11 protein-coding genes are annotated in these 15360 nt (G+C 58.2%); 6 read left to right on the forward strand and 5 right to left on the reverse strand.

The genetic code is table 11. The features are described from left to right. Both BN1115_RS18110 and BN1115_RS18115 read right to left on the reverse strand, forming a co-directional pair. Positions 1-978 carry an AAA family ATPase gene (locus tag BN1115_RS18110; protein WP_042658247.1) on the reverse strand — a complete coding sequence of 326 codons (978 nt, stop codon included), beginning with the start codon at positions 976-978 and terminating at the stop codon, positions 1-3. A 147-nt stretch (positions 979-1125) separates the two neighbouring features. Beyond that, the gene (locus tag BN1115_RS18115) at positions 1126-2664 is read right to left on the reverse strand and encodes an arylsulfatase (protein ID WP_231554892.1); all 1539 of its coding nucleotides are present in this window, start codon (positions 2662-2664) and stop codon (positions 1126-1128) included. An 805-nt stretch (positions 2665-3469) separates the two neighbouring features. On the opposite strand from BN1115_RS18115, the gene BN1115_RS18120 reads away from it, so the two are divergent. The 5 genes from BN1115_RS18120 (at position 3470) to rplY (ending at position 10817) form a co-directional block, all read left to right on the forward strand. Continuing rightward, on the forward strand, positions 3470-4747 hold the full coding sequence (locus tag BN1115_RS18120; RefSeq protein WP_042658248.1) for an HD-GYP domain-containing protein: 1278 nt from the start codon (positions 3470-3472) through the stop codon (positions 4745-4747). Between the two features lie 114 nt (positions 4748-4861). Further along, positions 4862-5284 carry a CBS domain-containing protein gene (locus BN1115_RS18125; RefSeq protein WP_042060467.1) on the forward strand — a complete coding sequence of 141 codons (423 nt, stop codon included), beginning with the start codon at positions 4862-4864 and terminating at the stop codon, positions 5282-5284. Positions 5285-5523: 239 nt separating this feature from the next. Continuing rightward, positions 5524-9438, forward strand: coding sequence for an ATP-dependent RNA helicase HrpA (hrpA, locus tag BN1115_RS18130; protein WP_042658249.1), 3915 nt, complete (start codon positions 5524-5526; stop codon positions 9436-9438). A gap of 96 nt (positions 9439-9534) precedes the next feature. After that, positions 9535-10413 carry a hypothetical protein gene (locus tag BN1115_RS18135; RefSeq protein WP_042658250.1) on the forward strand — a complete coding sequence of 293 codons (879 nt, stop codon included), beginning with the start codon at positions 9535-9537 and terminating at the stop codon, positions 10411-10413. A gap of 116 nt (positions 10414-10529) precedes the next feature. After that, positions 10530-10817, forward strand: a complete 288-nt coding sequence (rplY, locus tag BN1115_RS18140) for a 50S ribosomal protein L25 (protein WP_033136429.1) — start codon at positions 10530-10532, stop codon at positions 10815-10817. A gap of 107 nt (positions 10818-10924) precedes the next feature. On the opposite strand, the gene BN1115_RS18145 is transcribed toward rplY, so the two are convergent. Continuing rightward, positions 10925-11317 carry a MerR family transcriptional regulator gene (locus BN1115_RS18145; RefSeq protein WP_005360322.1) on the reverse strand — a complete coding sequence of 131 codons (393 nt, stop codon included), beginning with the start codon at positions 11315-11317 and terminating at the stop codon, positions 10925-10927. Positions 11318-11439: 122 nt separating this feature from the next. Between BN1115_RS18145 and BN1115_RS18150 the strand changes: the two genes are divergently transcribed. Next, the gene (locus BN1115_RS18150; protein ID WP_042658251.1) at positions 11440-12615 is read left to right on the forward strand and encodes a thiolase family protein; all 1176 of its coding nucleotides are present in this window, start codon (positions 11440-11442) and stop codon (positions 12613-12615) included. Here BN1115_RS18150 and BN1115_RS18155 read toward each other — a convergent pair. Together BN1115_RS18155 and BN1115_RS18160 are read right to left on the reverse strand one after the other, a co-directional pair. Further along, the gene (locus BN1115_RS18155; protein ID WP_042658252.1) at positions 12612-13835 is read right to left on the reverse strand and encodes an EAL and HDOD domain-containing protein; all 1224 of its coding nucleotides are present in this window, start codon (positions 13833-13835) and stop codon (positions 12612-12614) included. The two genes, BN1115_RS18150 and BN1115_RS18155, sit on opposite strands and share 4 nt — an antisense overlap. Before the next feature lie 115 nt (positions 13836-13950). After that, positions 13951-15195 (reverse strand): OmpP1/FadL family transporter, encoded by a 1245-nt coding sequence (locus BN1115_RS18160; RefSeq protein WP_042658253.1) that lies wholly within the window; start codon positions 15193-15195, stop codon positions 13951-13953. Positions 15196-15360: the final 165 nt, after the last annotated feature.

Here is a 15360-nt window from a genome sequence, read left to right on the forward strand (position 1 = left end):
TTATCCGATGACAACGTGATCGAGCAGCGCCATCACCACCTGTTGGTGATCCACCCCTTGTGCCAGCGCGTCATAACTGAGGGTAAAGCGGTGGCCCAGTACGCTGGGCACCATGGCGCGCACATCGTCGGGCAGCACGTGATTGCGCCCTTGCAGCCAGGCGTAGGCGCGGGCGCACTTGTCGAGCGCAATGGAGGCGCGGGGGCTGGCGCCGACCGCAAGCCACTGCGCCAGATCGGCGTCCGGATAGCGGTCGGGATGGCGGGTCGCCATCACCAGCGCGATGATGTAGTGCTCCACCAGCGGCGAGATGGTCATGGCCGAGAGCTCGGCCCGGGCCTGCAGGATCAGCTCGGGGGAGAGGGGGGCGAAGCGTGCGCCCTGCTGGCGGTTGCCACGCTCTTCGGCCCGCACCAGCCGAATGATCGCCAGTTCTGCCTCGTCGTCGGGATAGGCCACCGACACCTTGAGGGCGAAGCGGTCCATCTGGGCTTCCGGCAGCGGGTAGGTGCCCTCCTGCTCGATGGGGTTCTGGGTGGCCAGCACCATAAAGAGTTCCGGTAGGCGGTGGCTCTTGTCACCGACGGTGACGGTGCCCTCGGCCATCGCTTCGAGCAGCGCGGCCTGCACCTTGGCCGGTGCGCGGTTCACCTCGTCGGCCAGTACGATGCTGTTGAAGATGGGGCCTTGCTGGAAGCGCAACTGGTGGGCTCCCTCGTGCTCCTGATACATCTCGGTGCCGGTCACATCGGAGGGGAGCAGATCGGGGGTGAACTGAATGCGGCCAAAGCTGGCGTTGAGCGCCTCGGCCAGCGCCTTGACCGAGCGGGTCTTGGCGGTACCGGGCAGACCTTCGAGCAGCACATGGCTATTGGTCAGCAGGCCGATGACCAGGGCGCGGATCACATGGGACTGGCCGACCACGCTTTGACCAACCTGTTCGATGAGTTGAGAGATCTGTTGTTGCAAGGGGTTCATAGCGGTTTCCACTGAGTGCATATAACGAGGCAAAGCGAGGGGGCTGGCAGGGGCGCCAACCGGTTTTCACTTTCCGCACGGTTCGGGGGAGCGGTGCGGAAAGTGAAAACGCCCATCAATAAATTGATGGGCGTTGGCGTCAGCACCTTACTTGATGGTGGCGACTTTTTGCTTGAGTGCGTCCAGCTCTGCCAGCTTGCCCTGCAGCATCAGGCTCTGGGAGCTGATGTTGGCCGGGTTCATCTGGAAGCTCTGTTGCATCGGGTAGCCTGGCAGGGTGTCGAAGAACCCTTTCAGGATGCCCTGTACCGGTACGAACAGCCACATGTTGTCAGCCATCCAGCGCATGTACATGCCTGACTCGTGCGGTGCCTTCTCGAACGGGTCGGCACGCAGGTTGATGATTTGCGGCCAGTTCGGGATCTCGCGGGTGGCATCGGAGATGTTGCCCTGCATGGTGGCGAAGTTCAGCTTGAAGTCATTCCAGCGCACGGCGTTCAGCTCGCCGTTGGCAGAGAAGTAGAGCATGGAGTTGCGCGGTGCAGTCTCGGTTTTACCAGACAGGTACGGCATGAAGTTGTAGCCGTCCAGGTGGACGCGCCACTCTTTGCCGTTGGCCTTGTAGCCTTTGGCCAGCTTCTCTTTCACGTCAGGTACGCCGGCGGCGGCCAGCAGGGTCGGCATCCAGTCCTGGTGCGCCATCATGGCGTTGACCTTGGTGCCCGGCTTGATCACGCCCGGCCAGCGAACCAGCTGGGGCACCCGCATTCCGCCTTCCCAGGTGGTGCCCTTCTCGCCGTAGAACGGGGTGGTACCGCCATCCGGCCAGCTGCCGGTTTCGGCGCCGTTGTCGGTGGTGTAGATCACGATGGTGTTGTTGGCGACACCCAGCTCGTCCAGCTTGTTGAGCAGGATACCTACGTGGTCATCATGCTCCAGCATGCCATCGGCATAGATGCTGATGCCGGATTTGCCCTGATACTTCTCTTGCAGGCGGGTCCAGACGTGCATACGGGTGGCGTTGTGCCAGATGAAGAAGGGCTTCTTGGCCTTGACCGCTTTCTCCATGAAGGCCAGGGAGGATTCGAGGAACTCCTCGTCAGCATGCTCCATGCGCTTGCGGGTCATGGGGCCGGTATCTTCAATCTTGCCGTCGGCAGAGGACTTGATCACGCCACGCGGACCGTACTTCTTCTTGAACTCCGGATCTTTCGGGTAGTAGTAAGTTTCCGGCTCCTCTTCCGCGTTCAGGTGGTAGAGGTTACCGAAAAATTCGTCGAAGCCGTGCTTGGTCGGCAGGTGCTGATCGCGGTCACCCAGGTGGTTCTTGCCGAACTGAGCGGTCATGTAACCCTGCTCCTTGAGCAGATCACCGATGGTGGGAGTCCACTCCGCAATACCTTGGGTAGAGCCCGGCATGCCGATGGTCAACAGACCGGTACGGAACGGCTCTTCACCGGTGATAAAGGCGGCGCGACCGGCGGTACAGGATTGCTGACCGTAATGATCGGTAAAGACCGCACCTTCGCTGGCGATACGGTCCAGGTTCGGGGTCTGGTAGCCCATCATGCCCTGGTTGTAGGCGCTGATGTTCCAGTAGCCGATGTCATCACCCATGATCGCAAGAATGTTGGGTTTGGCGGCGGCTGCGGCACTCCCGGCAGTGGCCATTAATGCAAGGCTCATTGCTATTTTGTTTAAATTAATGGCCATTATTGGCTCAACTCCTAATCTGATGTGAATGTTTACACAAAGCGGTCTGATGAAAACCGGGAATACCTATCGACAGGGCTGAAATATCAGCCATCACCAATAACATAGGCAGGCGTGGTGTTATCTCGAGGCTCACCTTAACCGGAAAATAGCGGGGCGAAATCCGTCGCGGATGACCCATCAGTTTCCACAAAACAGCGTTCAACAGTTTCACTCTATTGAGCGGTTATCTCCCTGTCGCCTTATAGCGAATATAACTGCTGGTTATCCGGTGTGTTTTTAGCCAATTCGGGTGCGCTACCCCATACAACACAAGGGGCACGGGCGGTGTGGGGCTCTGTCGTCAACAGGGGACTGCTTGATGGCCGGGGTGACGGGGCTCACATCTCGGGTAATAACGCGGTATTCAAGCCAGGGGAAATAAACAGCAATGTTTATTGGGTATATTGCCAGGGCGACTCTTTAATTTAAATTAAGTGACTCTTAAGCAAAATAGGGTGGTGGTTTATTAAGCTCGCCCGTGTTTTTAAATGTGAGTCAGTTAGCCATCGAACAGGTTGCCAGGCACTTTCATTATTTAACTGAAAAATAATGGACAGATTGAGAATGCGGTTTATCGCAAGCCGTGCGCTTCAGTGTGAGTGCGAGTTTGTGAGTGTTGGGGCCGATATCCGCCGAAAAGGGTGAGGCAAAGGCGCGTGCCATTGACTAAATTGATAGACAGTAAGGAGCAAAACGACTCCAACCTTCAACTATCACATCCCATGGGATACGGATCATGGACAGAGTACAACGCGCAGCCCCCTTTTCGTTGCAAGTGGATCTCAGGCAGGTGGTTTATGCCCTGTCAGCCTCACTGGATCTGGTGGGCATTGGCGATGTGGCCCACGGTAAGCGCGTCGGGATCATGGCCGCCGAGTGCAGCCGGTTTCTGGGGATGAGTGAGGCCGAGCGCTGTCTGCTGTTCGAGCTCGGGGTGTTGCACGATATCGGTGTCTCCTCGACCACTACCCATCACCATCTGGTCAGCGAGTTCGATTGGGAGTCCTCCCAGCGCCACTGCGAGGTGGGGTATCAGCTGCTCAAGGATTTCCGTTTGCTGGTCCCGCTGGCGCTCCCTATCCGTTATCACCATACCCACTGGCACCTGTTGCGCGAGATGACGGAGCTGGATCCCCAGGTAGCCCGCCAGGCCAACCTGATTTTTCTGGTGGATCGCTGTGATGCGCTGGCTGCCCCTCATTACGCGGACGGCTCGCTGTTGATGCACACCGACGAGATCCGCGCACGGCTGCAGGATTGTCGTGACGAGTTCTTTGCCCCAGAGCTGGTGGATGCATTCCTCAAGGCATCCTGCTCGGAGGCATTCTGGTTGCAGTTGGAGGCTCGATCCATCAATGACTACATGTTGGAGATGTTGCAGGTGCGGGAGCCCTGTCTGACCTCGAACGGGGAGCTGAAAGCGCTGGCGCGGATCTTCTCCGGCATCGTCGATGCCAAGAGCCCCTTTACCATGACTCACTCTCTCGGGGTGAGTCGCTTGTCTCGTGCGTTGGCGGAACAGATGGGGGTGGGGGCCATCCACTGCGACATGCTGGAGATCGCCGGGTTATTGCACGATCTGGGCAAGCTCAGGGTGCCGGACGAGATCCTCGACAAGCCTGCCAGCCTGACGAAAGAGGAGCGTGCCGTCATCAAGGCCCACAGCTTCGAGACTTACCAGATCCTGCGCCACATCGAGGGTTTTGAAGAGATTGCCTGCTGGGCGGCCTATCACCATGAGGAGCCGGACGGGGAGGGCTATCCGTTCCATCTGCCAGCATCCGCCATGGCGCCGGAAGCGCGTATTTTGCGGGTGGCCGATATCTTTCAGGCGATGGTGCAGGACCGACCTTACCGACGCGGGTTGCCAGCTCGTGATGCGTTGGCCTTTTTGCAACAACTGGCGGATCAGGGTCGGGTCGATCCCGCCGTGGTGGCGGTGCTGACTGACCACCTGCCGCAGATGATGATGGCGGCGATCCCGACTCGCGAGGAGGCGCATGCAATAAGTTGAGGGAGGCTTGGTCACTGAACCATCTTGCAGTGAGCCAGCTATGCTTGGAACAAGCCGTGCAGAATGCCGTATCGGTATGCAGAAGAGAGCTTGAATGACCATTAGGGGACAGATATGGAATCGCTAAAAGCCAAGGACTATATGCAGAGCAGACCCATCACCTTCACAGCCGACATGATGGTGCAATCTGCGGTCGAAAAATTTCTGAACAGCCATCAGCTGGGGGGCCCGGTGGTGGATGAGAAGGGCCATCTGATCGGCTGGATCTCCGAGCAGGATTGCATCGCCGTGATGCTCAAGGAGGCCTACCACTGCGAGCAGGTGGCACAGGTCAAGGATGTGATGCGCAAAGAGGTGCTGACGGTGAGGCCCGATACCAGCATTTTGACCCTGGCAGAGATGATGATGGGGCAAAAGCCGAAGATTTATCCGGTGGTAGAGGAGGGGCGCCTGCTCGGGGTCATCAATCGCCACAACGTGATGCAGGCCATTCACGCCCAGCTCACCACCTGTTTTGTCCACAACACTCACGGTTGATCCTCTTTTCCTCTCTTCCAAGGCAAGCTGCGGCTTGCCTTGATTATTTGGGAAACCGCACACTTTTCATGTTATGCCATCTTACAAAGAATGTTTTTCCATGTATGAGGATCGGCCAATCACGCTGCATTCCCATGCCTTGCACTACGTTAAGGCTTGCACCGTCCCCACTCGCTCTTTAGGATCGCTCCCAGCTTATCGATATGGCCCCTCTGGGCACCAATTAAGGAATTCGTACCTTGTCTCTCTCTATCGAGGCGCTGCGCCGCCGTCTCTCTGCCTGCATGAATCTCGACGCCCGCCGCCTCTCCAGCCGTCTGCACGGGGTCAAGAAGCTGCCTGAAGGCAAACAGGCCGCCGTGCTGGAGACCATCGCCGCCGATCTGGATGCCGCGCAAGCGCGTTACCAGTCCCGTCTGGCCGGTGTGCCCAGGGTCACCTATCCGGACAACCTGCCGGTCAGCCAGAAGCAGGCGGAGATCGCCAAGGCGATCAGTGAACATCAGGTGGTGATCATCGCGGGTGAAACCGGCTCGGGCAAAACCACCCAGATCCCCAAGATCTGTCTGGCGCTGGGGCGAGGGGTGAAGGGCTTTATCGGCCACACCCAGCCGCGTCGTCTGGCGGCCCGCACCGTGGCGGCCCGTATTGCCGAGGAGATGGAGTCCGAACTCGGCTACTACGTGGGTTACAAGGTGCGCTTTACCGATCAGGTGAGCGAGCAGACCCACATCAAGCTGATGACTGACGGTATTCTGCTGGCGGAGATCCAGAACGACCGGATGCTCACCCAGTACGACACCATCATCATCGACGAGGCGCACGAACGCAGCCTCAACATCGACTTTATTCTGGGCTATCTCAAGCAGCTGCTGCCAAAGCGCCCCGATCTCAAGGTGATCATCACCTCGGCCACCATCGACCCCCAGCGTTTCTCCCGCCATTTCAACAAGGCGCCGGTGATCGAGGTCTCCGGCCGTACTTATCCGGTAGAGGTGCGCTATCGTCCGCTGTTTGCTGATAAAAAGAGCGGTGACAAGAGTGAGGCGCTGGAGGAGCGCGACGAGCTGCAGGGGATCTTCGATGCGGTGGAGGAGCTGGCCCGTGAAGGGTTGGGGGATATCCTTATCTTCATGAACGGCGAGCGGGAGATCCGCGACACCGCCGATGCCCTGCGCAAGCTGAACCTGCGCGATACCGAGGTGCTGCCGCTCTACGCCAGACTCTCCAACGCCGAGCAGAACAAGGTGTTCCAGCAACACGCAGGTCGGCGCATCGTGCTGGCCACCAACGTGGCGGAGACCTCGCTGACGGTGCCGGGCATTCGTTACGTCATCGATCCGGGTACCGCCCGTATCAGCCGCTACTCCTGGCGCACCAAGGTGCAGCGCCTGCCCATCGAGCCGGTCTCTCAGGCCAGTGCCAACCAGCGTAAAGGGCGTTGCGGCCGGGTGGCGGACGGTATCTGTATCCGCCTCTACTCGGAGGAGGATTTCAACAACCGCCCGGCCTTTACCGACCCCGAGATCCTGCGTACCAACCTGGCGTCCGTCATCCTGCAGATGCTGGCGCTCGGCCTTGGCAATATGGAGGCGTTCCCGTTCGTCGAGCCGCCGGAGTCGCGCCATATCAAGGATGGCCTGACCCTGTTGAAAGAGCTGGAGGCGGTCAAAGAGCTGCCCGGCACCCGGGATCAGGAGCCGAAACTGCAGTTGACCGAAACCGGTCGCCAGCTCTCGCGCATCCCCCTTGATCCACGGCTTGCCAAGATGGTGATCACGGCGGCGCAAACCGGCTGCCTGAGCGAGGTGATGGTGATCACTGCGGGCCTCAGTATTCAGGATCCCCGCGAGCGGCCCATGGAGAAAAAGCAGGCCGCCGACGAGCAACACAGACGCTTTGAAGACAAGGATTCCGACTTCCTCGCCTTCGTCAATCTGTGGAACTACTTGAAAGAGCAGCAGGATCTCCTTGGCAGCAACCCGTTCCGCCGCATGTGCCAGAAGGAGTTCCTCTCCTACCTGCGGGTGCGCGAATGGCAGGACATTCATTTCCAGCTGCGCCAGACGGTCAAAGAGCTGGGTTTTAAAGCCAACCATGAACCGGCGGATTTCAAGACGGTACATTGCGCGCTGCTGACCGGCCTCTTGAGCCACATCGGCAACAAGGATCTGGAAAAGCCGGAGTTCCTTGGCGCCCGCAACGGCCGCTTCCACCTGTTCCCTGCGTCGGGTCTGTTCAAGAAGCCGCCCAAGTGGGTGATGGCCGCAGAATTGGTGGAGACCTCGCGCCTCTACGCCCGCATCAACGCCCGGATTGAACCCGAGTGGGTTGAGCCGCTGGCGGGCCATCTCATCAAGCTGCACCATAGCGACCCCCACTGGTCGAAGAAAAATGGCGCCGTGATGGCCAAGGAGAAGGTGACGCTTTATGGCCTGACGCTGGTCAATGAGCGCACCATCAACTTCAGCCGCCTCGATCCGGCGCTATGCCGCGAGCTGTTTATTCGCCGCGCGCTGGTGGAGGGGGATTTCGAGACCCGCCACCGTTTCTTCAGCGATAACCGCAAGCTGTTGGCCGAGGTGGAAGCGCTGGAGCACAAATCCCGTCGTCGCGACATTCTGGTGGATGACGAGGACTTGTTCCGCTTCTACGATGCCCGTTTGCCGGAGGAGGTGATCTCCGCCCGCCATTTCGATAAGTGGTGGAAAGAGGCGCAAAAGCAGGATCCAGAGCTACTCAACTTCGAAAAAGAGATGCTGATGAAGGGGGATGCCGCCCACATCAGCGATCTCGACTATCCCAACTTCTGGCAGCAGGGGCGACTCAAGCTTAAGCTGAGCTACCAGTTTGAACCGGGGGAGGCGGCCGATGGCGTAACCCTGCATATTCCGCTGCCGCTCCTGAATCAGGTGGAGGTGAAGGGGTTCGAATGGCTGATCCCCGGGCTGCGCCATGAGTTGTTGGTGGCCCTCATTAAGTCGATGCCAAAGCCGATGCGCAAGAACTTCGTGCCGGCGCCGAACTACGCCGACGCGCTGCTCGCTATCCTCAATCCCGAGCAGGGGCCACTGCTGGACGAGATGGAGCGCCAACTGCGCCGCATGACCGGTGTCACTGTACCTCGCGAATCCTGGGACTGGGCTGCGGTGCCCGATCACCTGAAACTCACCTTCCGGGTGGTCGATGACAAACACAAAAAGGTGGCGGAAGGGAAAGACCTGGAGGCGCTGAAAGAATCCCTGCGCGGCAAGGTGCAGGAGACCCTCTCCCAGGTGGCTGACGACGATATCGAGCAGTCCGGCCTCACCCTGTGGAGCTTTGGCGAGCTGCCGCAGGAGTACAGTCAGAAGCGCGGTGGTTTTGAAGTGAAAGCCTATCCGGCGCTGGTGGATGAGAAAGATTCGGTCTCCATCCAGTTGGTAGAAAGCCCGGTGGCCCAGCAACAGCTGATGTGGGCCGGGCAGCGCCGACTGGTGCTGCTCAATGTGCCATCTCCCATTAAATACCTGCAGGATAAGTTGCCCAACAAGGCCAAGCTGGGGCTCTATTTCAACCCGTTTGGCAAGGTGGCGGAGTTGATTGACGACTGCATCGCCTGCGGCTGTGACAAGTTGATTGAGCAGCACGGCGGCATGGCTTGGGACGAGGCCGGTTTCGAGGCGCTCAAGGAGTACGTTCGCGCCGAGCTCAACGATGCGGTGGTGGAGGTGGCCAAGCAGGTGGAAGCCGTACTGACCCTCTCCCATGAGATCAAGAAGCGGCTCAAGGGCAAGATGCAGCTCGACACCGCCTTTGCCATGTCGGATATCCAACTGCAGCTGAGCAATTTGATCCACAAGGGCTTCGTCACCGAGACCGGTTGGCAGCGACTGCCAGACTTGCTGCGCTACCTGCGTGCCATCGAGCGGCGCCTCGAGAAGCTGGCCATCGATCCCAATCGGGATCGGGTCTACATGCTCAAGGTGCAGAGTGTGGAGTCCGAGTACAAGGCGCTGCTCGCCAAGATCCCCAAATCCCAGCTGATCCCGGCCGAAGTAGCCAACATCCGCTGGATGATCGAGGAGCTGCGGGTGTCGTTCTTTGCCCAGAATCTGGGGACTCCGTATCCGGTCTCCGATAAACGGGTGCTTAACGCCATCGCTCAGTGCTAAGCTGCTATCTAACTGTTTTAACAGCACGATAGAGCGTGATGAGAAGGGGTTGCCAGTCAGTTGGCTCCCTTCAAACCGCAAGTCAGGGAGGCAAGGATGCTGGGGATCTGGTTGAGTGTGGCGCAGGTGGTGATCAGCGGTTACCAACCCATCGCGGAACAAACCTGGGTGCAGTTGAACCCGGAATATTACCCGCTGGCGCGTACTCCGCCTGCGATGTTTGTGGCCTGGCGTGGCAATCAGTTTCCGCCGCTGGCCCAGAAGCAGAAGCAGGGTCGCTGGCAGATCCTCTTTCCCGCCCGGCTGGTCCCCCCTTTCGATCTGTTCGAGGGGGAGGCGCAGCTCTCCAAAACTTATCTGGCAAGGCTGCGGCGCATCGACGAGATGGCTTACGGGGTAGCCCCGGGCCAGGCGGTTGCGGTGGGTGCAATCGTGCAGCAGGGCAGTGGTTTCCCTGATTATAGCGCGCAATCCATCGCGCCTTTTATCGCCGAGTTCCGTACTCCCCAAGACGCGTTCGGTGGTGTCGATATTCCCACCGACACCGACGAGAGCGAACCTCTGCTGGCTCAGCTAGGCGTGACGTTTCGCACCGCGGGGATGACTGGCGCAGATGCGTTGATTGGGGGGGGAATGGCGCTCGCCACCAGCACGGCTAGTTTATCCGCTGGCAGTGACGCCATGCTCACCCTCTCGGATCCGGCAGCCGGCGGTCCACAAACCGTGTGTCATCAGGTCGCGGCAGGGGAGACCCTGTGGCGCATTGCCAATCAGCTCTCCAGTGCCCAGGGGGTCGATACTTACAGCTATTTGCTGGCGCTGGTGGCGGAGAATCAACCGCGGCTTGGCAAGAGCATTCGGGTCAGAACGGGGGAGGGTCTCTACTGCCCGCGCGCCGAGACCCTGGCGCAGTTTGATGCCCTGAGCCCGGCCCAGCGTCAGCAGCAATTTGCCCGGCTGGAGCAGGGGCGCTAAATGCAAAGTCGGTACCTTGTATCCGAATTTGGCCCGTGGTAGTATTCGCGCTCGTTTTGCGAGGTGCTGACCGGTCGCAGTTAGCACCATAAATTCATCCAAAAGAGATACACACTATGTCTTTCGTATTCCAAGCTGAAGTCCGTTCTGACCTGGGGAAAGGTGCGAGCCGCCGCCTGCGTCAAGCTGACCAAGTTCCTGCCATCGTTTACGGTGCAGGCAAAGAAGCCCTGTCCATCACTGTTGACCACAAGAAAATGGTTCTGGCTCAAGAGAAGCCGGAATTCTATGAGTCCGTACTGACTCTGGTTATCAACGGTGAAGAAGTTAACGTAAAAGTGAAAGCTATCCAGCGTCACCCGGTACGTTACAAGCTGATCCACCTGGACTTCGTTCGCGTTTAATAGCGAACCGTCAGGTTGAAGAAAAGCCACTCTCAGGAGTGGCTTTTTGCTATCTGGCATCTGGTGAGAGGGCTGAAAGGGCTACCTGATCCGCCACCGCAAGCCGGTTATCCCAGCTGGCTCAACGCCTGTTGACAGCGTTGCTCGGCGGCATCCAGCTCCAGCAGCACCATCCTGATATCTTCCATCTGCTGTTGCAGTGTCTCCCGTTTCTCCTCAACCAGTCCCAGCATGGTCTGTAACTGGGTGCGGCTGCTCTTGTCTGCATCATAGAGATCAAACAGCTCGCGGATCTCGGCGAGGCTGAACCCGAGCCGCTTGCCGCGCAGGGTAAGCTTGAGGCGAACCCGATCCTGCTTGCTGTAAATGCGGGTCTGCCCCTCTCTGGCAGGGTTGAGCAACCCCTGATCCTCGTAGAAACGGATACTGCGCGTCGTAATATCAAATTCCCGGGCCAGCTCACTGATGCTGAAGCGCCGTCCTTCATCCTTGTTGTTCATACAGACTTCTTGGCGAACTAAATCCTGTCTGCACCTTACCTAAACGTAAACTGCACTGCAACTCTTGTTCCATCGCGTCAGAACCCCTATGTTATGGCCATGTAACAAACAGAGGCAGGCAAATGGATATTGCAATTGTGGCGGCGAAACGGACTCCCATGGGGGCATTTCAGGGGGCATTGGCTGAGGTAACTGCGCCTGAGTTGGGAGCCTGTGCCATCGAGGCGGCACTGCAGCAAAGCGGGCTGCGTCCGGAGCAGGTCGATGAAGTGTTTATGGGCAATGTGCTGGCGGCGGGGGTGGGGCAAGCGCCCGCCAGGCAGGCGCTGTTGAAAGCGGGGCTGCCAGATAGTGTGCCCGCTACCACGATCAACAAGGTGTGCGGCTCCGGCATGAAGGCGGTGATGCTGGCTGCAGATACCATTCGTCTGGGGGATAACCGGGTGGTGGTGGCGGGGGGGATGGAAAGCATGAGTCGTGCCCCCTATCTGCTGGATAATGCCCGCAGCGGCTTTCGGATGGGGCATCAAAAGGTGCTGGATCACCTCTTCCTCGATGGTTTGCAAGATGCCTATGATGGCCAGCTGATGGGGATACATGCCCAGCGCAGCGCCGATCAGGCCGGTTTGACCCGCACTGCCATGGATGAGTTTGCCCTTGCGTCGTTGCAGCGTGTCCGCGATGCACAGCAAGCAGGCGCGTTTGCATCCGAGCTGGCACGTGTCTATCGCGGTGATCGCTTGTTGCTGGCAGAGGACGAACAACCGGGCAAGGGCAGACCGGAGAAGATCCCGACCCTGAAGCCTGCGTTTGGCAAGGATGGCACCATAACGGCGGCCAATTCGAGCTCCATCTCGGACGGCGCGGCTACGCTGATATTGATGGATGGCGCCACGGCGCAAGCCTGGCAGGTACCTGTGCTGGCACGGATCGTCGGTTATCAGAGCCATGCGGCATTGCCCGCCGAATTTACCACCGCGCCCATTGGCGCCATTTCACGGCTGCTGGCGCGTCTGGCATGGTCGGTTGAGGAGGTGGATCTGTTCGAGATCAACGAGGCCTTCGCCATGGTCACCATGCTCGCCATGAGCGGGATCGGCATCCCTCATCACAAGGTCAATGTGCATGGCGGGGCCTGTGCGCTCGGTCATCCGCTGGGGGCGAGTGGCGCGCGCATTCTGGTGACGCTGATCGCCGCGCTGCGGCAACGGGGTTTGCGGCGGGGCGTGGCCGCGCTCTGTATCGGAGGTGGGGAGGCGGCCGCCATCGCGGTCGAGGTGAATGACGAGACGAATTAGTCGGTGGCTTCCATCGCCAGCAGCTGTTCGTTGACCCAGGTGGTGGCGGCCAGATAGAGGTGACTCACCTTATCCTCGTTGAGCCCTAACTTTGCGGTTCTGGCCGTGACTCTTGACCAGTTGGCATTTTCGTAATCTTCACAAAACGCGAGGTAGAAACCGAGATTGCCTTTGCGTTCCAGCAGCGCCAGCCGAATATCCTCGATAAGGGGGATAGTGCCCAGCAGCTTGTCCATCGGCTGCTCCATCAGCACATCCAGCAGTGAGAAGAGACCGGTGATAAAGGCCTGTTGTGCCTGTTGGGTCGGGGCGTGAGCATGGGCCAGTAGTTCACAGAATCGGGCTCGGATCATCGACATCTGGTAGAGCTCGGCGCTCTTGCCCTTGCCTGCACTGGTTGCCGCCACCAGCGAGACAAAACGCTTTAGCTGGGTGTTGCCCAGATAAATGGCTGCCTGGCGAAATGACGAAATAGGGTTGGTATGGCCTTTGAGGTGGTTGACGTAGCGCAGCAGCTTGAGGGAGAGGGAGATATCCTGCCCAAGTAGCTGTTCAATCTTGTTGATATCAGGTTCTGTCTCGTTGACCACATTGAGCAACTGCATCACCACGACTTGCGCCGGCTCCATGGTCGCTTGCTTGACCATCTCGGGGCGACTGAAGAAAAAGCCCTGGAACAGCTGGATCCCCAGTTGTTTGACCCGTTCGAACTCCGCCTTGTCCTCCACTTTTTCCGCCAGATAGGTGAGCCCCAGCGCTTTATGCCGCTGGATAAACACCTTGATCTGCAGCAGGGAGGTGGCGCGCAGATCAAACTTGATGATGTGGATAAAGGGGAGGAAGCGTTCCCAATCCGGTGACATGGTGAAGTCATCGAGTGCCAGCTGATAACCCAGCGTGTGCAACTGCTTCACCTTTTCCAGCAGGGCATCATCCGGTGGGGAATCTTCCAGAATTTCGATCACCACTTTCTCGGGCGGCAGGCACTCTGCCAATCCCTCCAGCAGCAGTGAGTGGGGGAAATTGATAAAGCAGGGGCGGCCCCCCAACAGCTGATCGATATTCTGTTGCAGGAACTGTTCGACAACTAGGCGTGATGTCGCCTGCTGGGAGGAGATACTCGGGAAGACATTATTCAGACTATCGCGAAAGAGCAGCTCATAGGCATGGGTATTGAGGTCTCTGTCGAGGATCGGCTGTCTTGCTACGTAGGAATACATGCCTTGCTCCAGTATGGGTACTGGGTTGATTTTATGGTGTTGCAGAACACTATGCCAGTATTCACCTTATTGAGTAAGGCAATAATTGGCATAGCGTTTTCTGCAGGGGAGGAAGTTAGAAGAAATAGCTCAATTGTGCACCAGCCAGCCAGGCATCCCCTTCGGAAGTGCCCTGGAAGGTGGAGGTCGTTAGCGGATTGCCCGGTTGCAGCTCCATTTTTTCAGTGACATCCACCTTTTTGCCATCGATCAGGGTCAGCCCCAGATCCACGGTCAGGTTGGGCGTGAACTGATACCCCATCCCCAGACTGTACCAGAGCCGGTCGGCATCCGGGATGGAGATGGTTCGACGATCGGCTGGTACCGGGCTGGCGTCATAGGCCACACCGGAGCGCAGTTGCCACTGGGGAGTGACCTGATAGGTCATACCGACGGCATAGCGCCAGCTATCTTCCCAGTGCTCATCCTTGATATGCATTGAGCCTTGGTGATCCAGCTCTGCTTCCAGTTGCACAAATTTACTCCAGTTGGTCCAGTTCAGGCTGCCATGGAGTGCGAGTTTGTCGGTCAACTGATGGAAGAGAGCCAATTCAGCGGTTGCAGGCAATGGTAAATCAAGGCGTCCTGTATCCTCGTATGGGGTCAAGCCGTTTGCTCCTTGAGCATTACCTTCGAGCGTCAGTGTTGTATCGTGGCGATATGACAGCCCTATCCGTGTATTCTGCGATGGAGTTAGCAGCACCCCCGCGTTCCAGCCTAAAGCCCATCCTTCGCCTTCCAGATGTTTCACTATCTTATGTTGGCCGACATTAAATACACCGCCGACTTCACCTTCGCCCTGAATAGCAGAGATCCCGGCACCGATTGACCACATCTCATTAATGCGATAAGCGAGTGAGGTGCCCAGATCCATGGTCTTGATATCTGAGACATTGCCAAAGTGGCCAGCGCTGTAGTTATCCGGCATCTTGACGCCAAGACCGTAGTAAGAGGTTGCAGAGAAGCCGAGGCGCCACTGCTCATTGAGTGGAATGATGAGATAGGCATTGGGTACCCAGGCCGCGGCTGCAATATCGTATGCTGTAGCATCAGCATGAGTCAGTAAACCGGCCGTTTTTCCTTCGATATTGACGTCAGGACTGACATAGATGGCGCCGCCAGAGAGCGACATCTGATCGAAGCGAGTCATGGCAGCCGCATTGCGGGAGAGCACGCTGGCGTTATCCGCGATGGCGGCCTCACCGGCAAAGGCGCGTCCCAGGCCTGTAGCGGACTGTTCAGCCAGCTGGAACCCGGCGGCATGGGTCTGACCCGCGATCACCAGCAGAGCGATCGCGGACGGTTTGATGATGGGATGCATGACAAAATCCTTGCTGTTACCCGAAGGTTAAATAGGTCATATGAATGGAGGCAGGATTTTATATGGTATGACCAGCAAGGCAACGGACATGGTGGGTCTCAGGACAAAACAAGATTTAATGCTGGGGAGAAGCACTCTAATAGTTTGATTAAAAAAGAAAAATAA

The sequence above is a fragment of the Aeromonas allosaccharophila genome, assembly GCF_000819685.1.
Taxonomy (GTDB): domain Bacteria; phylum Pseudomonadota; class Gammaproteobacteria; order Enterobacterales; family Aeromonadaceae; genus Aeromonas; species Aeromonas allosaccharophila.